Genomic DNA, 22,674 nt, shown 5'->3' with positions numbered 1-22,674 from the left:
GAAATCACGGATGGCTCTGTCATGGGGCGACAAAAACGTCACGGTGCCGGGTGGCGGGGGCGGCCTCGGCCGGAGCCCGCCGACCCGCCCCGCGAACACCCGGCGCGGCACCCGATTCCTGCCTAGGCTGGACGGAAGTCGGGACGAGGGGGCGCGCAATGACCGACCGCGAAGATCACCGCGATCCATACGCGGAACGCAACGAGAAGCTCGTGCGGGACCGGATCCCCGAGCTGATCAGGGCCTCCGGAGGGGAGCCCGACATCCGCGCCGCCGATCCCTCGGAGATGCGGCGCCTGCTGCTGGCCAAGCTCTGGGAGGAGGCCGACGAGTTCTCCGCGGAACCCTCCGCCGAGGAACTCGCCGACGTCCTCGAAGTCGTCCGCGCCCTCGCCGACGGCATCGGCTGCGACCTCCTCGAACTGGAACGCGTACGCGCCGCCAAGGAGGCCGCCCGAGGGGGGTTCACCGAGGGCCTGGTCCTGCGGGGCATCGCGGGAGCGGAGCGCCCCCGGGTGCTCAAGGCGCGCGCTCTGCTCCTGGACCAGGACTCCCTCGTGCTCTTCCGCCGCACCCGGCCGGGCCGCGCCCCGTACTACACGACCCCCGGCGGCGGTGTGGAGGAGAGCGACGCCGACGTCGAAGGAGGGCTGCGCAGGGAGCTCATGGAGGAGCTCGGCGCCACCGCGGGCCCCGTGAAGCCCGTCTTCACCTTCTCCGAGCACCGTCCGCACGCCACCTACGTGCACCACTTCTTCGTCTGCCGGCTCACCTCGATGGACCTCGCGCTGCGCTCCGGTCCGGAGTTCGCCGATCCGACGCGCGGCGCCTACGACGTCGAGAGGATCCCCTGCCGAGGCGAGTCCTTCACCGGCCTGCCCCTGTGGCCGCGGGAGCTGCGCGACTTCCTCATCGAGGCCGCGGGGGTCCTGCCCTCGCTCGTCTAGCGGGTCCGCCAGCCCTCGCCGGCGTGCTCGTCCAGGGCCGGTGCGGGAAGGGCGGGGCCCGTCGAGGTCCCGGGCACCAGGGAGCCCGTTCTCCCCTCCGCGATGACGCCCCGCGCCTGGAAGTGCGGATGGGCGAGCATCTGGGCGCGGTCGAGCACGGCGCTCGCCGGGGCCCCCGCATTCTCCAGCCGCTCCAGGGCGACGTCGCGGGGGAACTCCTTGAGAGCCTGCCTTATCTGGTCGTCGAGCTGGCGGACGCGGGAGATCCGCGCGCCGAAAGGCTCCTCGGCGAGAGCGGGGAGCCCCAGTGCCTCGCAAACGGCCCGCCATAGGTGCTCCTCCGACACGACGCCCAAGGCGACGCGCAGGCCGTCGGCGCAGGTGTAGACGCCGTAGCCCGCGACGGGGCCGATGCCGTCACCGCCGGGAAGGGCGGGCGGCGCGGTGGAGACCCAGTGGGCGAGGGTGTCGGCGAGGCCGATGTCGAGATGGGTGCCTTCGCCCGTCCGGGCGGCGCGCAGGCAGGCGGCGGTGAGGGCGAACGCCGCCGTGGCCGCCGCCGCCATGTCGGCCATGGGGAGGTCCACCGCGTCCGGCGGCAGGCCCCCGGGCGGGAGTGCCCCGGCCGTCGCCCGGTAGTTCACGTCGTGGCCCGGGACGCCCGCCAGGGGGCCCGTCTCGCCGTAGCCGGTGAGCGCGCACGTCACGAGCGAGGGCCGGGCCGCGCGCAGCCGCTCCGGGCCGACGCCGAGGCGCTCCGCCACACCCGGACGGAACCCGGTGACCACCGCGTCCGCTTCGGCCGCCAGCCCCAGGCAGCGCGCTCTGCCCTGCGCGCTTTTCAGGTCGAGGACGATCCCGCGCTTTCCGGCGTTGAGCGGGCCGAAGTGCCCCGGGAAGGCCCGCATCGGCTCGCCGCCCGGCGGCTCGACCTTGAGGACGTCGGCGCCCATCTCCGCCAGGAGCAGCGTGGCGTAGGGGCCGGGCCGCCACATGGTCAGGTCGAGGACCCGCAGACCGTCGAGCATGCGGCCACTGTAGCAAGCGAGCGCTTGGTTACCATCGCCGAAAATCCGGAGCTGGCAAAGTGATATCACTTTGCTAATTTGGAGACATCGCAACAGAAGGAGCAACCATGAGCGAGACCTTGATGCCCACCCCCCAGATCCGAGAGAAGATCGCCTTCGGCGCCTCCGGCTGGCCCGTCCTCGGCCTCTGCCTCGTCGCCCTCCTCGGCGGGGCCGCGGCCGTCGTCGGCGGCATCGCCATGGGCGGCGGCGCGGGCATCGGCGTCCTCGTCGCCGGCGTCGTCATCGCCATCGCCGGCCTGCTGTTCATGGCCGGCCTCACCGCCGTCGCCCCCGGCGAGGCCCGCGTCGTCACCCTCCTCGGCCGCTACACCGGCACCGTCCGGACCGACGGCCTGCGCTGGGTCAACCCGCTCACCGACCGCCGCCGCGTGTCGACCAGGATCCGCAACCACGAGACCGACGTCCTGAAGGTCAACGACGCCGACGGCAACCCGATCGAGATCGCCGCCGTCGTCGTCTGGCAGGTCAAGGACACCGCCCGCGCCGTCTTCGAGGTCGACGACTTCGTGGAGTTCGTCGCCATCCAGACCGAGACCGCGGTCCGGCACATCGCCAACAGCTACCCCTACGACACCCACGACACCGGCCTGTCCCTGCGCGACAACGCCGACGAGATCACCGAGCGGCTGTCCACCGAGATCGGCCTGCGCGTCGACGCCGCGGGCGTGAAGATCATCGAGTCCCGGCTCACCCGCCTCGCCTACGCCCCCGAGATCGCCCAGGCGATGCTCCGCCGCCAGCAGGCCTCGGCCATCGTCTCGGCCCGCACCAAGATCGTCGAAGGGGCGGTCGGCATGGTCGAGATGGCGCTGACCCGCCTCGCCGAGGACGAGATCGTGGACCTGGACGAGGAGCGCAAGGCGGCCATGGTCTCCAACCTCCTCGTCGTCCTGTGCGGTGATCGGGACGCCCAGCCAGTCGTGAACACCGGAACCCTGTACTCCTGACCCATGGCCGTGGAACGTAAGAAGCTCCTGCTCCGGCTCGACCCGGCGGTGCACGACGCCCTGGCCCGCTGGGCCGGGGAGGAACTGCGCAGCACCAACGCGCAGATCGAGTTCCTGCTCCGCCGGGCCCTCGCCGAAGCCGGACGGCTGCCTTCCGGGGTCGCCCGGATGCGCCGCCCTGGCCGCCCCGCACGGGACGTCCAGGACGACGAGCGAGAACCGACCGCCGAGACCGACCCCCCGTACGAACCCCCAGAACAGGAGGAGAAGCGATGAACCAGCCGGACAGCCTTCCCCAGCGGATGTTCCTGCTCGCCCTGAACCCGGCGAAAGGCAAGACGACCACCGGCCTCTACCTGCGCCCGCTCATCCGCTCCGCCGCCCTCACCGAGCTGTACCTCACGGGATACCTGCGCGACGACAACGGCAAGCCCGCCGTCGAGGTCGAAGGCCCCTGCGCGGACACCGTCCTCGCCGACGTCCTGGAGGAGATCGCCTCAGGCCGCCCGCGCAGGTGGCAGCACTGGGTCGGCCGCAGTAACCGGCACACCCACCTGGCCGTCCGGCAGCAGCTCCTCGACGGCGGCGTGCTGAAGGCCGAGCGCCGAAGGATCCTCGGCATCTTCCCGACCACCCGCTACCTGCTGCGCGACCCCCGCGTCCGCACCCGCCTGGTCTCGACCGTCGCAGCGGTCCTGCGCGACCCCGTGAGCCGGGCCGATCCCGTCGACGCGGCCCTCGTCGCCCTGGCCGTCCAAGGCCGCCTCAACCACGTCGTGCCCCGCGCCAAGCGCCGCGAGCACAAACGGAAGATCGCCGCCCTCACCGAGGTCGCCGGTCCCGCCGCCCCCGCCCTCAAGAAGACCATCGACTCCTACGCGGCCGCAGCCGCGGGCTGACCCCGGTGTCAGGCCAGGGGGACCGCGCCGCCGGCGACGGTGATGCCGCCTTCCGCGGGGATGTCGGCGATGAGGAGGCTCGGGCGGCCGACGTGGGCGCCCTGGCGGATGACGATGCGGTCGCCCGCGCCCGCGCGGCCGATGGCGCGGAGATAGGCGCCCGTCGAGGCGGCGGCCGATCCCGTCGCCGGGTCCTCGGTGATGCGGCCGACCGGGAAGAGGTTGCGCGCCTCGTACTCGCCCGGGCCGAGCAGGCTCAGCACGGTGACGGTGCCCGTCCAGCCGTACGCGCGCATCAGGGCCGCCACCTCGCGCGGCGCGAACCGGAACTGGTGGAACAGCTCCCGGTCCCGCAGCACCAGGATCGGATGCCAGTTCCCGGCGAACGACTCCAGCGGCGGGAACGCCGGGTCGAGGTCAGTGGCCTCCAGCCCGAGCGCCGCCAGCAACTCCCGCAGCTTCGCGCCCTCCAGCGGGCGCGTCGCGGTGTCCACGCTCCGGAAGGAGACCCCGGCGGTCCCTTCGGCGTCAAGCACGGTGTCGAGGGCGACGTCCCCGGCCGCCGTCGCGAACACGTAGGCTCCCGGCCCCGTCCGCTCCGCCAAGGCCGCCGCCAGCGCCACCGTCGCGTGCCCGCAGAACGGCACCTCCGCCCCCGGCGAGAAGTACCGCACCCCGACCCGCGCCGCCCCGCCCTCCCGCACCGGCCCCTCGGTGACGAACGCGGTCTCCGAATACCCGACCTCCCGCGCGACCTCCAGCATCTCCTCCTCAGAGAGCCCGCTCCCGTCGAGAACCACCCCGGCCGGATTCCCCCCACCAGGCCCGTCCGCGAACGCGCTGTACCGCAGGATCTCCACACGCACCCCCAGAAAGAACGGGGCGTTCCGCCCCCACGGGCACGCTCTGCCGCACCCCGCTCCGCCAAAGGCTATCCGTCGTCCGCCGCCGACCAGGCGGCACCGACCGCCCCGCGCCCCCGGCATTACCGCCGCCCTGGATGCCCCTCAGGCAGCGACTTCGCATAAACCCGCCAGAGCTCCGCGAGATTGCCGGTGTACATCTCCGTATATCCGCACGAGGCGCAGATCCAAGCCCGTACACCCCCATCGGCCGAGGCCTGCCGCCAAATGAACGGCCGCTCCTCCGGCTCGCGCTCCTCCACATGCGCCCGAACCATCACCGCCCCACCCGCCCCGTACTCCTGAATCTCCACCTCGCCCATCACATAAGCCGACCCACACTTCACACACTGCCCTCGACGCATGACACCTCCCAGACTGAGCGATCCTAGACCCCGAACACCCCACCCCCACAGCACCCCAAAGATGAACACCAGAACTCCCCCCCCGATCTCCATGCCCAAAACCAAGCCCCATTTCCACACCCAGAAAAGCCCGCCGGAATCAAAGGCCCGACTCCGGGATCCCCTCGAAGTGGTCGCCACCGGCCTGGGCGCTCCGGGTCGTCGGCCACGGAGACCGCCTACCGCCAGCAGGTTCGCCCACTGACGGAAGGCGGGACGGCCACGGACCGGCTCTCCCAGAATGACGCCCTCGCGTGGATGCGGAACTCTCGCTTCACTGGTTCGTGTAGAACCAGACGCCTGTCCGATCTGTGACGCTCTCCGCACTGAGACATCCAGCAAATCCGGGGAGAATGGATGAAGATCAACGTGAAGGGAGCCAGGCGTCTGGTTCTACGCGAACCGCTGGGGCGTGACCAGCCGTCGGGAGGAGCGGGGGTCGGAACGCCCTGCGCTCACATGGGTGGTGGGCCGAGGATCTCGATGTCGTGCAGGGCGGCGGCGTGACCGAGGGCGGCCGGGTCGATGGGGGCGGCGGTGTCCGGGCTGGGGAGATGGTGGGAGGGGGCTGGGGTGCCGGCGGCCTTGATGAAGGACGCGAATCCGGAAGGTGAGGTGATCTGGAGGGCCCTCAGTGGTTCCGTGCCGACCTTGAAGGTGTGGGGCTTGCCTGCGGGGAGCAGGACGAAGTGACCCGGCTGGGCCTTGAGGACTTGGTTCTCGCAGTGGAACTCGGCCGCGCCTTCGAGGACGTAGAACAGTTCGTCCTCGTGCAGGTGGCGGTGCAGGGGCGGGGCGAAGCCCGGCGGGTTGAGGAACTCCACCACCGTGAGCCGGTCGTGGGTGGCGGCTCCGCCCGCCTTGATCGTGGCGAGGCTGCCGAGGAACCAGAACGTCTCGCCCTCTTCGGGGCCCAGCATGGAGGCGGTCATGGCGACCAGCTTTCAGTAGACGCTGTTATGTTCAATATAAGGCTAGTATGGTCAACGTGGTCAAGAGGCAGTACGTATCCCCGGTGCGGGAGGAGGCGGCGCGGCGCACTCGGGCCGCGATCATCGCCGCGGCGACCGAGCTGTTCGTCGCCCAGGGGTACCTGGGCACTTCGCTGAGCGACGTCGCACGGGCCGCCGGGGTGGCGCGGCCGACGGTCACTGCCTCCTTCGGCTCGAAGCCGATGCTGCTCAAGCAGGTGCTGGACGAGGCGCTCGCCGGAGATGACCAGCCGGTCCCCGTCGCCGAGCGGCCCTGGTTCCGACCGGTGTGGGAGGCCTCCAGCCCCGCCGGGGTCCTGGACGCCTACGCGCGGGTGTGCACGCTGATCGGCGACCGGGCCGCACCGGTCTTCGAGACCGTCCGGCGCGCCGCGGACAGCTCTCCCGAGCTCACCGAGCTGTGGCACACCCTCCAGCAGAACCGCCTCGCCGGGGCCCGCATGGTGGTCGAGCACGCCGGGACACTCGGGCCGCTCTCCCACACCACCACGGCCGCGGTGGACGTCCTGTGGATGCTGAACGACCCGGCGCACTTCAACGCCCTGGTGGGCGAACGGGCCTGGAGCCCCGACGCCTTCACGGCATGGCTCTCGGTCACCATGCGCGCCGCCCTTCTCCCCTCATAAGGACCCGCCCGAGGCCGGACACGCGTCCACCCACGGCGGGGCCGGGCGGTCACCGCGGGAGTTCGGGCTTCGACCAGCCGCCATCGGTCGTGCACCGGTCCGGGCTCACTGCCCTGCACCGCTCCCAGGGAGCAGCTACTTGCGGTGGCACTGCCACTGCCGATTGCCGGAATTACGACAGTGACGCCATGCACGCGAAGGTGATCACTGAGCGTTTTCCAGCAGCTTCTGAGGGGCTGTTGATCACGACCTGATTGCGTTGCGGCGCGGTTGGTCGTGGACGTGAAGAAACCCCTGGTAGGAGAGGTGGTCTCTGACCTCCAACCGCCCCCGACCAGAGGTTTCACGTGCTTTTCTATCGTGCTTCGCTGCCGTTGTCGCGTTCGACCCTGATCTACCTGACCGGTCTTGTCCGGCGGGAACGGGCGAAGTTGAAGAGCAAGGGCCGGGCGTTGAACGCCGGGCAGCAGGCGTTGATGGCGCTGGCGTATCTGAAGAACGGGGATACGTTCGCGCAGCTCGGAGCGGGTTTCGGGGTGGGGACGACGACCGCGTGGAGGTACGTGAACGAGGTGGTGGCGTGGTTGTCGGCCCGCTCGCCGAAGCTGCGCTCCGTGAGTGGGCCCGTGGTGCCGGCACGCCGTTGTGAGGTCGCCGCAATCTGGGGAGGCCGGTATCCGGTGATCGTGCGACTACGGGCAGAGCCTGGTCGCCATTGGTGCCACTTCTCGCATTCGAAATCGAGATTCGGAAGTTCATCTGATCCGCTGGCGCCATTGAATCGCGGTCAATTCCCGCGTTCGCTAGCCCATCCGAGTTAGAGGATATTTCACCGAAAAATATGACGCTCTCAAATGCGCCCATCTCGCACCTATGGGTTCGGGCCCGACGCGGGTGGGTCGGGTTCACCGAGGTCACCGCTGGAAAGCGAATCTGGGCCCCTTCGACATCGTTCTCGACGGCCGCTTGGCTGTCAACCATAACTATCAGCAGCAACACCCTGACCGCCCTTGGCTACGCCCTGTATCAAATTTATCTGTGACAGAGCGTGAGCCCCCGAGATGGGTGGTTCGACGTGATAGTCCACGACCCGGTGATCGGTATTTCGGGATAGTCGGGGCTCGCGGAGACATGAAGGCGGGCAAATGCTTGGAACAAAGCCGAGCGCCCTGAGTCGCCACCGGACCCACATCAGAACTCTTCGCTAAGCAGACCCGGGTGCACGGTCGGGACTTCCGCGGCAAGGTCGGGGAGTAGGAAGCGGTGCGAACGCGGCCGAGGTTCCCTGCCGGGCGGCGGACGAGGTTCCCCGCCTTGGGCGGCCGCAGCACGGTGGGGCATCGGTATCCCGTCGGGATGGCAGGTTCGTCACCGAAAGTTCGAGAAGAAGCATAACGAATTGATCTCGAATAGGTCTCGGCTTGTGGTGTCGGCTGTGAGTTTGCCGAGGGTATGGACCGTGGGCAGGTGTGGCCGTTGCGTTGTGTAACTTCACATCCGAAAAGACGATCTTGTGGTGCTTCGTTTTTCTCAGGTACTTCTTATCCGCTTCTTATGTTCATGGGCGGTTTGGGGTGTCGATGCAACGAATGGGTGGAGCTGGGACCGAGGTCCTGTTCTCGAGGGCCCTCTGTGCTCTGGCGAAGGTCGGGCGCGCCGGGGTCGCGATCCGGAGGCGTTCGGCGCGGCGTCGGTCTGAGGGTTTTCGGGCTGTACTGGCCGGCGTTCTGTCCTGCGTAATCGCTCTCGGGCTCGTTCAGGCACCTGCCACCCCTGCGGCTGCCGAACCGCGCAAGAAGTCGCCGGAGGACGTGGCGTCCGCCGAGGCAAAGAAGTCGCGCAAGCCGGTCGAGGTCGTCCAGCGAACCTCGCAGACGCGCAGGCTCACCGCGCTGCCGAGCGGCGAGTTCAAATTCGAGCAGTCCGCGTCTCCGGAGCGGGTGAAGCGCGGTGGCAAGTGGCGCGACGTCGACCTGACGCTCGTGAAACGAGGCGGGCGGATCCAGCCGAAGGAAACCGCCGCACCGGTCACGCTGAGTGCGGGAGGCGCCGATCCGTTCATCGAGATGTCCAAAGGCGGAAAGTCGCTGTCGCTGACTCCAAATGTCGAGACCCTGCCCGCACCCGTTCTGGACGGTGACACCGCGCGCTACCCCGATGCGCTCGGCCCAGGACTCGACCTGGTCGCCAAGGCCACCCCCGTCGGCGTCAGCCACTACATCATCGTCAAGACACCTGAGGCCGCGCAGAGCCCCTCACTGGATCGGATCGACTTCGATGTGGCGGCCGCGGGGCTCGAAGTCGCCAGGCAGAAGGGTGACACCCTCACCGTCTCTGACGGCGGCACCGCCTGGGCGGCGGCTCCCCGCCCGCGCATGTGGGAGGCGCCGAAGTCCGGAGAGACCGATCTCGACACGCTCACGGCCGGCGCGATCGGCGAGGCCGCTGAGGCTCCACTCAAGGTCGAGGCAGACGCAGCGCAGGTCTCGCTGCTGCCCGACCAGGCGCTTCTCTCGAACGAAGACGTCAACTACCCCTTGGTGATCGCTCCGGTCTGGCAGACCTGGAGCGGTGATGCCGAAGGAGTAGACCCGGACATCGTGGAACCGGACAATACCAACAACTACGCGGCCTCGACCAATGCCGAGGCGCCCAACACCACCTACCCGGTGGAGTACGACTGCGCTTATGCGGTGGGCACCATCGTCCTTTCGTGTGCACCACAGATGCCGATCAACGTCGGCTACCAGTCCGCGACCCAGAAGTGGCTGGGCTACGTGCGCCTCGATGCCTCCCCGATCTGGACGTGGACGAACGAGAGCGAGATGGGCAGGAATCTCGACATCAAGATCAACTCGGCGCTGGTGAGCTTCGGGATCTCCAGTTACGCGGCCTGTAACGAGCGCACCCTGCGGTTGTTCGCGGTGCAGAACCGGGCCAAGGCGGGCGGCTGGACGTGGAACGCGGGTCCCGCGACAGGCTGGCAGACCCATCGGCTTCTGGACAGCGCCGTCGCCAAGGGTTGGACAGGCACTACCACCAGCTGTACGAAGGACTCCAGTCAGCGGTTGGAGTTCAGCTCCGCCGCGATGGCGGCCTGGTTCCAGACGGCGGTCAATCAGGAGAGCGACTTCGTCACAGTCGGCGTGTTCCCCTCTGCGACCTACTACGACGATACGTCCCACACCTATGTGGTCGGAGACTCGGCGGGTAACGCCTCGCTGAAGCGGCTGGGCGCTGACCCGCGCATCGTCGTCACGTACTCCCGCGACCCTTACGCGCCGGCCGGCCTGGAGGTGGGCGACACGGGGACCGCAGGGGGGGACTGGAACAAGCGGACCGTCTGCGAAGGGTCCAAGGTCGGAATCGCCACAGGCTTCCGCCGCTTCCGCGCGCTGATCTCCGACACCGACTCCGACAACTCGAATCCCCAGCAGAACCAGCTTCTGCGCGGTCGCTGGCAGATCGACCGGGGCCAAGAGGTCATCGTCCGCAACGACGAGCCAGACCAGCTCGACGACGCTTTCCAACCCGCCAACTTCCAGAACGGCAGTGACACGATCTATAGGGCGGAGGTGATCCACGATGTGGGCATCTCCCGTATGCCGGACCTGAAAGTCAACGGGCCCGATGGTGGAACGCCCTACACCGCGAGAGTGTGGGGTGAGGACGACACGTATCTCTGGAGTGTCGAAAGCCAATGCACGTTTACCGTCGACGAGGTCAGACCCAACGCACCCGCCGTCTGGTCGCGTGATTATCCGCAGAACCGGTTCGGCGGCTACGATCCGGCGACCCGTGCCTATCGGTGGGGTTGGTTCGGGTTCGGCCCGAACAACTCCGGCGACGTGACGACATTCCGATACCAGTTCAACGACGAAACCGTCAAGACGGTCACGGTCCCCAAGGGCACATCGTCGGGCGTCTCCTGGCAGCCGAAGAAGGCGGGCGTCCAGTGGCTCGACGTGTGGTCGATCGACGAGGCCGGCAATGTGTCGGACAAGACGCGTTTCGAGTTCGGCCTGGAGCAGCCGCCGCGCGACGCGGCCTGGTCGATGGACGAGAAGGAGGGTGCGACGGCCGTGGCGGTGTCCGGCACGGGCAACGCCCGGCCCGATGCGAACCTGATCCTGCACAACGCGGACCGGAACGCCGACGGCAACATCGCTGGCGTCATGGACGACAGGTCCGTGTCGTTCAGGGGAGTGGTGGGCTCATACGGTGAGGTCCCCGCGCGAGGCCCGGACGGGCAGCAGATCCCGCTGGTGGACACCTCCAAGCCCTTCATGGTGTCGACCTGGGTGAAGCCGAGATCGACAGCGACGGATCAGGCCGCCGTGGGCTTCGGCTCGCAGAACGGCTCGCGGTTCGAACTCGGTCTCTTTGGCGGCAAATGGTCGTTCCGGCATATTCGGGTGGACGGCTCGGTGGCGGCACAGGCTGTGCGGGATCAGGCCAAGCCGTCGAACGGGACGGAATGGACTGCGAACTGGGTCTCGCTGATGGCCGGATTCGACCCGGCGACTGACAGTATCTGGCTGCGTACCCAGTCGCCGGACAACTTCGGCACCAAATGCATCGTGGGCTGGAAGGCCCATCCTGACAACGAACAGTGCGATGTCTACCCGGTTCTCGACCCGCAGGACCCGATCAAGCCGGTCACCGACAACGAGCCGCTGTCACCGGGTTCAGGGGGTTTCGTCCTGGGTGCGGCCACCGGCAAGGACGGAGGCAACTGGGCGAACTGGAACGGCTGGATCGATGACACCCAGGTGTGGCCGCTCAGCCGCACTCAGAAGGCGACGCTCAACGCCATCTACGGGGAGACGGTGCAACCGCTCCCGCTCAAGGGCGGATCACTCGGCTCGTCCCCGGACGGAATGATCTTCCGCTTGGAGAACATCAACGCCGTGGACGGCCCCAACGGGCCCCAGTGCCTGGACAACATCGACTCGCGGCTGACCGGTGGCGCCGAACTCGGCCAGTACGGCTGCTTCACCGATCAGGCGGCCTCCGCCTGGCCGTCCCAGGACTTCAAGGTCACCGAGGTCGGCTTCAACGAGTACTCGCTGACGTCGATGAACAGCCTCAAGTCCGGCCAGCCGCAATGCGTCACGATCAATGGCGACCGCGTCCCGGCACAGGACGTGGACCGCAAGAACCGCGACGGCAGCGACCGCACGCCAGACGAGGCCGCGGCCAACGTCAACCTGTGGCCGTGCGAGGACGGCGCGCCGGACCAGACCTGGGTGATCGCCCCGGTCGACGGGGGCTACCAACTCGTCTCCCGTGCACCTGACGCGGACGGGAACGCACTCTGTCTCGAGTCGAAGAACGGCGCAAAAGCAGATGGCTCCGATGTCGTGTCGGCCTCGTGCACCGGGCCGACCGACGCCGATGAGGATGCCCCCCGGGCAGCTCAGCAGGTGTGGAAGCTGCGCTCGTCGAACAGCGACGTCGCGCGCTTCGCCGACGGGGTGGAACGCCGCCTGGTTAACGTGAACTCCGGCCTATGCCTGAACGTGCCCGGGGCGAGCGTCAACGGGCTGAAGCTCAAGCAGTACGTGTGCAACTCCAGCACCGCGCAGGACTGGCGGCTCACCCAGACCGCGACCGACATGTTCACGCTGACTAACCCCGCGGCGGGCCGTTGCGTGGACGCCCCCTACGACGGTGAAGTCCGGATCAATGAGGGCATGCACATCTGGGATTGCAACGGCCGCGACGCCCAGCAGTTCCGCGCGGTCAAGCAACCCGGCGGGTACTGGCTGATCAACCGGAAGAACAAGCTGTGCCTGTCGGTGCAGGACAACTCGCTCTACAGCGACATCGGCGTTCTGGAGACCGAGTGCGGCGGAACGGCCAAGGCGAGCCAGCTCTGGGACATAAGCCAGGGCAAGGACACCTACCTTGACGCCCAGACCGTTCGGATCCGCAGCGTGGACACCGCCAACGACCGGTGCATCGACATCCCTTGGGGAAGCACCGCGGAGAACGAGCAGGTACAGCAGGCCGGCTGCAACACTTCCGGTGCCCAAGACTGGACGCTCGCCTCAGTCGGAGACGGCTCCTACACGCTCCGCAACAGCGTGTCGGAGAAATGCCTGGAGGTGGCAGACGGCAGCACTGCCGCCGGCGCCCGGATCCAGCAGCGAAGCTGCGACTACACGCAGCGGCAGATGTTCTACGTGGGCCAGGTCGCCAACCATGAGCAGCGTTTCTCGGGCTACCAGCTCGTGAGTCGGGTCAGCGGCATGGCACTTCAGCCGACCGGTGGAGCTCCCGGCGACGGTGTCAAGATCACTCAGGCTGCGATCGCGCAGCCCGCCGCGCAGGCACAGACGTGGAAGCTGGAGCTGGCGTCCGAGGCGCCAGCGCCGCCGCCCGCCGCGCCGCAGCCCTCATTCGCCGAGGACTTCACCGGCGCCGACGGAATGATCACGAATGAGTACGGCCACTGGAACCCCGAGGACCCGGCCAAAGTGACCTCCCCGGTGTGGGAGACGACGTCAGGCACGCTGATGCGGCGGGGTAACGTCGGCTGGACCGGCGTCCCCGACGGGATTGAGCCGAATGCGACGTCCGCCAACGGAACCGGATCGAACTCGTTCCGGATGCGCAGCCGCCGCGACGATTTCACCGACTTCCGGGTGGATCTGCGGCTGCGCAACCTCGGCTTCTCGGGCGGAACGCAATCCTACGACGGCGCGCACCTCATGCTCCGGCAGCGCGGTGACGACGAGTACTACTACGTCACTTTCCGCCGCGACGGCGCCATCTCGGTGAAGAAGGTCCTTGATGGTGATTCGACCCATCGGTGGGTCGGCGGTGCCAACGACATTCCGCTCGGCGTGGACTGGACGAACGTGTCCATCACCGTCGCCGGGACCGGAACTCAGGTCGTGATCAAGGTGATCGTGAACGGGGCAGAGGTCCTGTCGGTCACGGACACCCCCGATGCGACGCTGGGCGGTAGGACCATCGCGGCCGCCGGAAGCGTCGGTGTCGGAGGGGACTTCGCTCAACTCGAGTTCGACGACATCAAGGTGTTCCCCTTGTAGCCCTTGGCGGCCGGGTCGTCGGTGTCTCTCCGACGGCCCTCTCGGCCGCCCTCGCGTCTCCCCTTCGTTTCTTCCGCCGACGGCGACGCGGCGGAGCTCCCCCCAAGAAATGAGTTGTGAGTTGTGGCTGGTGTGATGCGGGTCTCCCGGGGCTCTGCCGCGCTGGTGTCGGTGGTGGCGGCATTGTCGCTGCTCGTCGGAACAGCGGCTGAAGCGGCGGCGGAGGGTGCTCGGCCGAAGCTGTCCGCGGCCGGTGAGAAGAAGCGGCCCAAGGCCCCCGACGTCGATCCGGTGCCCGGCAAGAACGCCAAGCCGGGCAAAATGAAGCTCCAGGGCAAGCCCGACCAGGAGCGGTCGAAGGCCGACTGGCCGGGTGCCCGAGAACAAGACGCCGACCTGACTCCGCTCGGTGACGCCGCGAAGAAGGACTGGATCCGTGCGGGCGACCTGCCGGTGTGGCTCAACCGACCGGGGCCGCGTAGGGACAAAGGGAAGAAGAGCAGCCAGGTCCCCGAGCAGATCCCGGCGAAGGTCTCCGCTCGCGTCCTCGACCAGGAGGCCGCGCACAAGGCGGGCGTCAAGGGCGTGGTCGTCGAGCTGTCAGCGCAGGTGCCGGGCCGCGTCAAGGTGGGCGTGAACTACGCCGAGTTCGCCACCGCGTACGGAGGTGACTGGGCGTCAAGGCTCCGACTGCTACGGCTGCCCGACTGTGCGGCCACCACGCCGGATGAAGCCGAGTGCCAGGTCGGCACTCCGATCCCGTCGGTGAACGACCCGGGCACGAGCACCGTCAGCGCCGATGTCGAGATCGCGTCGACGGATGCCGTTGAGACCTCGGCCGCGGCGCCCTCAGACGGCACGTCGGCCACCCCTGCTGAGACCGCGCCGCAGGCCACCGCGCTCTTCGCGGTAGCCGCCGCGCAGTCAGGTCCGGGCGGAGACTGGACCGCGACCAAGCTGTCCGCGTCCTCCTCCTGGTCGGCGGGCAGCAACACCGGCGGATTCGCCTGGAATTACGAGGTCCAGGTTCCGCCCGTCCCCGGCGAGCTGGTGCCTTCCATCGTCCTGGCCTACTCTTCGGCCTCCAGCGACGGCAAGACCTCGGCCGAGAACCAGCAGGCCTCCTGGATCGGCGAGGGTTTCGACTACTCGCCCGGCTTCATCGAGCGGCGCTACCGTACCTGCACCGACGACAACGACGGTGCGGACATCCCGGCCACCGCACCCATCGCGGGCGAGATGTGCTGGTGGAACGACAACGCCCACCTGTCGATGGGCGGCCGCTCCGGTGAGCTCATCTACTACCCCGGTCAGGACATCTGGCGCCTCGCCGACGACGACGGAACCGTGCTGCGCCGCTACACCGGCGACCCTGACGGCGTCGATGAGGCCAACGACGACAACGGCGACAACAACAAAGAGTGGTGGGTGATGGCCACTCCGGACGGCACCCGCTACTTCTTCGGCCGTGACAAGCCTGATGACTGGACCTCCGGAGCCGGCACGAACTCGGTGTGGACTGTGCCCGTCGTCGGCGACGACGCCGGAGAGCCCTGCCACGACGCCGATACCTATCTGGACTCCTTCTGCGACAAGCAGGCATGGCGCTGGAATCTCGACCACGTCATCGACTCCAACAACAACACCCTCACCTACTTCTATGACAAGGAGTGGAACAACTACGCCAAGAACAGCGGTCGCGACAACGAGAACGAGATCGACGACGATCTCAACAACACGCCCTACATCTCCGGCGGCTACCTGAAGGAGATCTGGTACGGGCAGCGGCGAAAGAACGGAGACGAAGGGGGCACCTTCGGACAGGAACCGACCGCAAAAGTGATCTTCAGTCGGACCGGCCGCACCGACTACCCGACCGACCAGCGCTGCACCGACGGAGAAGCGTGCGGTGACCAGCGTCGCAGCCCCTCGTTCTTCGAACGCGAGAAGCTCTCCCAGATCACTACCAAGCTCCGGGACTTCAACGGCATCACCTACGACACGGTCAACCACTGGGATCTGGAGCACGACTACCGCAACGGCGTGCTCTGGTTGGCGCAGCTCCAGCAGTTCGGCTCCTACAACGCCTACGGCGCCGGAGCCTCGGCCCGGCCCTACACGTTCGACAACATCTCGCTTCCCAACCGTGTCACCAACAACCCGCAAGGCGGGGCGGGCCTCGGCGCCGACGACCGGCCCGCCGCGTTCCGTCCCCGCATGCTTTCGATTCACAACGGCTCCGGCGGCTCGACCACAGTGAACTGGGCCGCGACGAACTGCGTCTGGAAACCCGCGGACAAGGCACCGTTCCCCTGGACGTCCAACGGCCAGGGCGGCGGCACGACGGGGACCACACGGATCTGGCCCGCCACCAACACCCAGCGCTGCTACCCCGTCAAGTACATCCCGGCCGACACCCAGCCGGACGCGATGGACACCTGGGCCGAGCGCAAGGAGATCGTCCAGGACGACTGGTTCCACAAGTACGTCGTGGACAAGGTCGTCGAGACCTCCTACGGCGTGGCCGGCTCCGAGGCCAAGACCACCGACTACTCCTATGTCGGCGGCGGCGCCTGGAAGTTCGAGGCACGCGACGGCCTGGCGGATTATCTGCGCACCTACAACCAGTGGCGCGGCTACGCGACAGTCCGGACCATCACCGGTGACGAGGCCAACGAGAACCGCATCTACACCGAGGCCAAGTACGCACGTGGCATGTCCGGCAACCCCGACACCGACCCCATCAGAGTGGGCAACGCGAACTACCCCGTCCGATACGTCAACGACGACTATGGCATGTTCGAAGGAGACGGGGTCAGGGACGTGGACCGGCTCGCCGGCCAGGTGATCCAGACCCGGACCTTCAAGGCGTCAGGCTGGGCCGACGCCGACGCCGTCTCCGGGACCATCAGCAAACCCGCCTTCTACCCGATCGGCGCGGAGCGCACCCTACGCTGGGGCGGCAAGGTCCAGCCCGGCTACGTCCGCACCGAATGGTCGCAGGACTGGCGGCTCGACCACGCGGGCGTGCGGACCTGGACCAAGCAGGCCTTCGTCTATGACAAGGCCGGGCGCACCGTCGTCGCCGAGGACCAGGGCAGCACCAACACTGACGACGACAACATCTGCACCCGCACGTCCTACCCGAACCAGAACTTCACCAACGGAGAGGTCGAATTCGCGCTCGGGGAGTTCGACTGGGAGAACCCCAGCGCGGTGTTCCTCGACCGCCTGCTCGACGTCTCACCGGGCAAGAACCTCCTCACCTACTACAGCGTTCCGAGCAGGGTCCTGTCCGTCAACGCCCCCTGTCGGGTCTTCGGCACGGTGGACCGGACCCTGACCCTCGACGGGCAGCTCGCGGGTAAGAAGGTCGTCTCCGATGTGAAGACGATCTATGACGGTCGCGGCTACCGCGACTATCCGTCTCGGGGCAACGCCACCACCATCGAGGCGTTCACCCAGGTCGTCGGCGGCTACTCCCAGACCGCGCCGACCACGGTCACCACATACGACGCCTACGGCCGGAGCAAGACGGTCACCGACAAGGGCGACGGCAGCGCCGACGACCCCGACCGAACCACGACCATGACCTTCGAGCACAGCGACGGCGGCTGGTTGTGGTACTCCACAGTCGATAACGCGCTCGGGCACCCCATCACGACCACCTATAACCCGGCCTTTGGTGTTCCGGTGAAGGTCGAGGACGCCAACGCCCGGATCGCGACCGCCCACTACGACGGCCTCGGTCGGATGACCGAGGCGTGGCTGCCCGACAACAAGGAGAGCGCGGGCGGAATACCTTCGACGAAGTACACCTATGACACCTGGGCCAACCCTGGTGACCCCGTCGAAGTGATCACGCAGACGCTCGTCAACAAGGCCACCGGCAAATACCGCACTTCCGTCGACATCTACGACGGTCTCCTGCGGCCCCGGCAGACCCAGACCGAGGCGGTCGGCGGCGGCCGGATCATCACCGACACCTTCTATGACAGTCGTGGCCTCGCTTGGAAGTCCAACGCGGGCTACCCGATCAGCTCAGGCTTCCCCGCCCAGGTCGGCCAGACCCAGCTGTGGGAGTCCGCCGACAATGCCGTCCCGGCCCAGACGATCACCAAGTACGACCACACGGGCCGGCCTTTCCGGACGATCTCCTACTCCTACGGCAGTCGGCTCTGGGAGACCAACACGATCTTCCAAGGAGACCGGACCACCACCGTGCCGCCGGACGGTGCCAAGCCCGTCATGCAGATCACCGACGTGGCAGGGAACCTGGTCGAACAGCGCCAGTACAAGATCAACGCACCGGTCGGCGCAGACGGTCACCCACAGGCCTTTACCACAGCGGCGGCCAACAACGCTGCCAACTTCGTGGCGAGCACCTTCGAGTACGACTCGCTGGGCCGTCCCTCGAAGGTGAAGGACGCGGCGGACAACACCTGGGAGACGGGCTACAACGCGCTCGGCCAGGTCGCGTGGACGAAGGACCCGGACAAGGGCCAGACGACGCTCGCCTACAACAGCTTCGACGAGGTCATCTCCACCACGGACGCACGCGGCAAGACCATCACCACGAAATACGACAAGCTCGGCAGGGCGACGGGCACGTGGCAGGGTTCCACCAAGCTGACCGAAACCCTCTACGACACCCTGGCCAAGGGCCTGCCCACATCGTCCACCCGCTATGTCGGCGGCACCGACGCCGCGCACTCCTACGTCACCAAGGTGCGCGGTTACGACGTCATGTACCGGCCGACGGGATCGATCCTCACGATTCCGGCGTCCGAAGGCTTCGGCACATCCACGACGGGGACCACCAGTTTCACCACCGCCCAGACCTACAACGAGGACGGCACGCCCCGCACCCTGAGCTACCCCGCGGTGGCCGGCACCACCGGACTTCCGCTGGAGAACGTCACCACCTACTACAACGGCGACGGCCTGCCCACGTGGAACACCGGACTGTCGACGTATGTCGCCGACACCACCTACACCGCGCTCGGTGAAATCAGCCAGCTCTCGATGGCGGCCGTCTCGGACCGGTTCATCTGGCAGACCTTCAACCGGGACGAGAGCACCCGTCGGCTGACCTCCGCAGAGGTGAAGCGGCAGACGTCGAACGACTTCGCCGACTCTAAGACCAGCTACTTCTACACCGACTCGGGCTCGATCACCTCAGTGCTCAACGAGCAGAACGGCCTCTCCGAGCGCGAGTGCTACACCTACGACTACGCGCAGCGGCTCGAGGAGGCTTGGACGACCAAGGCGGGTGCCTGCCAGGCCAAGGGTTCCGCGAGCACCATCGCGGGAATCGCGCCGTACTGGAACGTCTATGGCTACGACGAGGACACCGGGAACCGCAAGACCGAGACCATCAAGACCTTCACCGGCTCGAACCTAGCCACCGACATCGTCCGGACCTACAACTACGGGGCGCCGCTGGGCACGAACGGGCCGGCGAGCCCGCATGCCCTGCAGTCTATCTCCGAGACGTTCGCCGGGACCACCATCACGCAGGGCTACACCTACGACCAGACGGGCAACACCATCTCCCGTCCGGGCGGCCAGGAACTGGCGTGGAACGACGAAGGAGACCTGTCATCGGTCGGTGGCGACGGCGCCACCGCCGGCGCCTTCCGGGTGATCAGCAGAGGCAGCAAGAAATGCCTGGAACTGCCCAACAGCTCCCAGGACCAGGCGGCCAAGCTCCAGCAGGCGAACTGCGACGAGACCGCCAAGCAGGACTGGCGGATCGTGCCCGTGGCCGGGACGACGGACACATTCACGCTCGTCAGCCCGGTGAGCGGCCAGTGCATGGACGTCGCCGCCGAGTCGCTCGCGGCCGGTGCCGCGGTCCAGCAATGGGCCTGCAACGGCAAGACCAACCAGCAGTGGGTCCTCGAGCGCTCCGGCGACCACTACAAGCTGAAGGCCAAGCACTCCGGCCTGTGCCTCGACGTTCCGGGCGGTGCGCACACCAACGGCCTGAAACTGCAGCAGGACGTCTGCAACACCCAGCGGTACCAGCAGTGGAAGCTCCAGTCCGCGGCGAACTACATCTACGACGCCTCCGGCAGCCGCCTGATCGCCAAGGACTCCACCGGCGCGACGCTCTACCTCCCCGGCCAGGAGGTGAAGATCACCTACACCTCGGCCGACCGCACCACCAGCAAAAAGAGCGCGATCCGCTACTACAGCCACGCCGGAATGACCGTGGCCTACCGCACCGCCACCGCCTCGACCAGCCTCCAGTTCCTCACCGCGGACCCCCAGGGCACCAGCGAACTTACCGTCAACGCCGTAGACCAGGACCAGTACACCCAGCGCTGGTACGAACCCTTCGGCGCCGAACGTGCATCCGCCACCCCCACCCTCTGGCCCCTGGCCTTCGACAAAGGTTTCGTAGGCGGCACCAAGGACTCAACAGGCCTCACCCATCTGGGCGCCCGTGAGTACGACCCCGACACCGCCCGCTTCCTCAGCGTCGACCCCGTCTTCGTCGCTTCCGATCCAGCCAGTTGGACCAACTACGGCTATGCCGGCTACAACCCGATCGACTACAGCGACCCGACGGGCACAACGCGCTGCAGCCTGGATTCGACCCTTCCAGGCTGCAAGGACTACCGACCGCCGGAAGCGCCTCCGCTCCCCAACCCGGCTCCGAGTGACCCGGGCATCACCGGCCCGGCCCCGACCGCCCCGGCTCCCGCCCCGGCTCCCGCGCCGGTTGAGAAGAAGTGCGGAACCTGGGACCTGATCTGCAAGAGCAAGAAGTTCGTGGTCGAGCACAAGACCGCGATCGTCAGCACGGCCCTCGGTGTCGGCTGCGGCCTCGCCGTCGGCTGGACTGGCGTGGGCGCCGTTGGCTGCGGAGCCCTGGTCGGCGCCGTCAACTACGCGATGTCGACCCCCCGGGACCAATGGAATGCCACCGGCTTCCTGGTCAACGCTGCGGTGGGCGGACTCGGGGCGATGGGCGGAGGACTGCTCGGAAAAGCCGCTAACGGCCTCAAGACCGTCGGCAAATCCGCGATCAGCAAACTTGCCAGCAAGGGCGGTCCTGTCTCGAAGAAGATCGCGGACAAAGCATCCGGCGGCGCAAAGAAGGCAGCCACCAAGCCCGGCTGCAACAGCTTCGTCCCCGGCACCCGGGTGGTCATGGCCGACGGCTCCGCCAAGGCCATCGAAGATGTGGACCTCGGGGACAAGGTCCTCGCCACAGACGAGACGACCGGCACCACCACCCCGCGCCCGGTAACCGCCACCATCGCCGGCGCGGGCGCGAAGTCCCTCACCACCTTGACAATCGACACCGACGGCGCCAAGGGAACCAAGACCGCCACCCTCACCGCCACCGACAACCACCCCTTCTGGGTCCCCACCCTCCACGAATGGGTAAAAGCCGCCGACCTCAAACCCGGCACCTGGCTCCGCACCAGCGCAGGCACCTCAGTCCAACTCACCTCCCTCCGCCCCCACACCACCTACACCCCGGCCCACAACCTCACGGTCGCCACCAACCACACCTACTACGTCCTCGCCGGTAACACCCCGGTCCTCGTCCACAACTGCGGACCGGGCGATGCCTTCGACGGTGTCGCAGACGATCTTGCTGGCAGCAAAGTCACAACAGGCCAGGTTGTTGATGACGCTGGAAATAAGATCGGCGGCCCCGTATCAAGCGGTGAGCACGGATCCTTCCCAGCGGTCAGAGACGCAATCCAGGAGTCTGGCCTTCCTCACGACCCGACTGGCTCCTTTGCTGCGGCCAGTCACGTGGAAACTAAGATCGCGCTGGCGATGCGTAACAACGGCGTCACGAGAGCTACGGCGGTTATCAACAATCCAGCTGGGGTCTGCCCTGGCCCCTATTCCTGCTCGACGGCGGTGCCATCTATCCTTCCTAGCGGATCCAGTCTGACCATCTGGTGGAGAAATAGTGACGGTTGGAACGGGTTGACCCTTCTTGGAAGAGGTTGATCGTTAAGATCGCTTCGACTGGCCTCCCCCTGGAGTAGAATATCCAGGGGGAGGCCAGTCCCTTGCTGGAGATGAAGAGGTGATTATGATGCTTGCGCTGCATGCGTTTTTCCGAGGGCAGGTTTACTATTCATTGTCGGGCATCAGGCTTGATCGCTTTGTAGATGAGGTGCTCAGCCCATCTGATTCTGGTGGCGGCCCCCTTCCTGGTGGTGGGACGGGCGAGACCCTTGCGACGTTCGTTCTTGCTGCTCCGCATAGAAACCCGACCAGGCCTGATATGGAGTTCGATAGCTACCTACAGGTCATGGCAAATCTTCAGAGTATGCATGGTGCGCTAAAGTGGTTGCTTCCCACAGGTTCTGTGGTTTCGGTGGACGAATCCTTGGCAGGCAACGTGTGGCTCTCCGACAATCCGGAGCCGCCTGCCGTCGACCCGCTCGTTGTTGCAGATATGGATAGTGGTCTGACTATCGACCTTCGTTGTACATTTCCAGTCTCGAAGGTACGCGTCGCAGTCGACGAATTCTGTGGACTGAGGACCGGAAAGCGGCCGGATTCTATTGGCTGGATTCCAGGTGACTTCAGCGGTCACCGTATCGGCGACGAGGTAGTCAATGATAATTCGCGTTACTGCGAGGATCCTTGGTGTCAAGTTTCCGACTCCCCGCACAACTATCATTGACAAATTTTTAGGTGCTGCGTAAATCCTTCCTGGCCTACTGAGGACGCGGAAACATGGGTCCGCTCGGGGGAATTTACGGTGGCTCTGTAGGTGCTTTGTGTCACTTCGCAAAACGGTTGCAAACTGGCCCGAACGAT

The 22,674-nt window shown here is 67.0% G+C and carries 11 protein-coding genes and 1 pseudogene; 9 read left to right on the top strand and 3 right to left on the bottom strand.

Going from position 1 to position 22,674, the window contains the following annotated elements:
• The first annotated feature begins 158 nt into the window (after positions 1 to 158).
• On the top strand, positions 159 to 947 hold the full coding sequence (locus tag ACYVOM_RS17810; protein WP_460304511.1) for an NUDIX domain-containing protein: 789 nt from the start codon (positions 159 to 161) through the stop codon (positions 945 to 947).
• Here the strand turns inward: ACYVOM_RS17810 and ACYVOM_RS17805 are convergent.
• Positions 944 to 1,975, bottom strand: coding sequence for a CaiB/BaiF CoA transferase family protein (locus ACYVOM_RS17805; protein WP_460304510.1), 1,032 nt, complete (start codon positions 1,973 to 1,975; stop codon positions 944 to 946). The genes ACYVOM_RS17810 and ACYVOM_RS17805 overlap by 4 nt on opposite strands.
• A gap of 107 nt (positions 1,976 to 2,082) precedes the next feature.
• On the opposite strand from ACYVOM_RS17805, the gene ACYVOM_RS17800 reads away from it, so the two are divergent.
• From ACYVOM_RS17800 to ACYVOM_RS17790, 3 genes are read left to right on the top strand one after another with little or no spacing between them, the layout of a single operon-like run.
• Positions 2,083 to 2,985 (top strand): SPFH domain-containing protein, encoded by a 903-nt coding sequence (locus tag ACYVOM_RS17800; RefSeq protein WP_460304509.1) that lies wholly within the window; start codon positions 2,083 to 2,085, stop codon positions 2,983 to 2,985.
• 3 nt (positions 2,986 to 2,988) lie between these two features.
• Complete coding sequence (locus ACYVOM_RS17795) at positions 2,989 to 3,261, top strand: type II toxin-antitoxin system antitoxin (protein ID WP_460304508.1); 273 nt, start codon at positions 2,989 to 2,991, stop codon at positions 3,259 to 3,261.
• A complete protein-coding gene (locus ACYVOM_RS17790; protein WP_460304507.1) occupies positions 3,258 to 3,884 on the top strand; it encodes a GOLPH3/VPS74 family protein in 627 nt (208 codons plus the stop codon). Before ACYVOM_RS17795 ends, ACYVOM_RS17790 begins: the two co-directional genes overlap by 4 nt.
• Positions 3,885 to 3,892: 8 nt before the next feature.
• On the opposite strand, the gene ACYVOM_RS17785 is transcribed toward ACYVOM_RS17790, so the two are convergent.
• A complete protein-coding gene (locus tag ACYVOM_RS17785; RefSeq protein ID WP_460304506.1) occupies positions 3,893 to 4,750 on the bottom strand; it encodes a PhzF family phenazine biosynthesis protein in 858 nt (285 codons plus the stop codon).
• A gap of 895 nt (positions 4,751 to 5,645) precedes the next feature.
• A complete protein-coding gene (locus ACYVOM_RS17780; protein ID WP_460304505.1) occupies positions 5,646 to 6,122 on the bottom strand; it encodes a cupin domain-containing protein in 477 nt (158 codons plus the stop codon).
• Between the two features lie 56 nt (positions 6,123 to 6,178).
• Here ACYVOM_RS17780 and ACYVOM_RS17775 point away from each other — a divergent pair, with 56 nt between their 5' ends.
• The 5 genes and pseudogenes from ACYVOM_RS17775 (at position 6,179) to ACYVOM_RS17755 (ending at position 22,537) form a co-directional block, all read left to right on the top strand.
• Complete coding sequence (locus tag ACYVOM_RS17775) at positions 6,179 to 6,808, top strand: TetR/AcrR family transcriptional regulator (protein WP_460304504.1); 630 nt, start codon at positions 6,179 to 6,181, stop codon at positions 6,806 to 6,808.
• A 347-nt stretch (positions 6,809 to 7,155) separates the two neighbouring features.
• Positions 7,156 to 7,419 (top strand): annotated as a pseudogene (locus tag ACYVOM_RS17770) (helix-turn-helix domain-containing protein); the annotation flags it as partial.
• Between the two features lie 1,200 nt (positions 7,420 to 8,619).
• Complete coding sequence (locus ACYVOM_RS17765; protein WP_460304503.1) at positions 8,620 to 13,869, top strand: RICIN domain-containing protein; 5,250 nt, start codon at positions 8,620 to 8,622, stop codon at positions 13,867 to 13,869.
• Positions 13,870 to 14,004: 135 nt separating this feature from the next.
• Positions 14,005 to 21,852, top strand: a complete 7,848-nt coding sequence (locus ACYVOM_RS17760) for an RICIN domain-containing protein (protein WP_460304502.1) — start codon at positions 14,005 to 14,007, stop codon at positions 21,850 to 21,852.
• 85 nt (positions 21,853 to 21,937) lie between these two features.
• Positions 21,938 to 22,537 carry a hypothetical protein gene (locus ACYVOM_RS17755; RefSeq protein ID WP_460304501.1) on the top strand — a complete coding sequence of 200 codons (600 nt, stop codon included), beginning with the start codon at positions 21,938 to 21,940 and terminating at the stop codon, positions 22,535 to 22,537.
• Positions 22,538 to 22,674: the final 137 nt, after the last annotated feature.

The organism is Actinocorallia aurea, assembly GCF_054783995.1.
This window is presented reverse-complemented; position numbering and strand designations above follow the sequence as displayed.

What these genes read in the sequence shown, in the direction of transcription:
- ACYVOM_RS17805 (WP_460304510.1), bottom strand. Translation starts at nt 1,975, where the DNA reads ATGCTCGACGGTCTGCGGGTCCTCGACCTGACCATGTGGCGGCCCGGC.
- ACYVOM_RS17800 (WP_460304509.1), top strand. Translation starts at nt 2,083, where the DNA reads ATGAGCGAGACCTTGATGCCCACCCCCCAGATCCGAGAGAAGATCGCC.
- ACYVOM_RS17780 (WP_460304505.1), bottom strand. Translation starts at nt 6,122, where the DNA reads ATGACCGCCTCCATGCTGGGCCCCGAAGAGGGCGAGACGTTCTGGTTC.
- ACYVOM_RS17760 (WP_460304502.1), top strand. Translation starts at nt 14,005, where the DNA reads ATGCGGGTCTCCCGGGGCTCTGCCGCGCTGGTGTCGGTGGTGGCGGCA.
- ACYVOM_RS17795 (WP_460304508.1), top strand. Translation starts at nt 2,989, where the DNA reads ATGGCCGTGGAACGTAAGAAGCTCCTGCTCCGGCTCGACCCGGCGGTG.
- ACYVOM_RS17810 (WP_460304511.1), top strand. Translation starts at nt 159, where the DNA reads ATGACCGACCGCGAAGATCACCGCGATCCATACGCGGAACGCAACGAG.
- ACYVOM_RS17790 (WP_460304507.1), top strand. Translation starts at nt 3,258, where the DNA reads ATGAACCAGCCGGACAGCCTTCCCCAGCGGATGTTCCTGCTCGCCCTG.
- ACYVOM_RS17755 (WP_460304501.1), top strand. Translation starts at nt 21,938, where the DNA reads ATGATGCTTGCGCTGCATGCGTTTTTCCGAGGGCAGGTTTACTATTCA.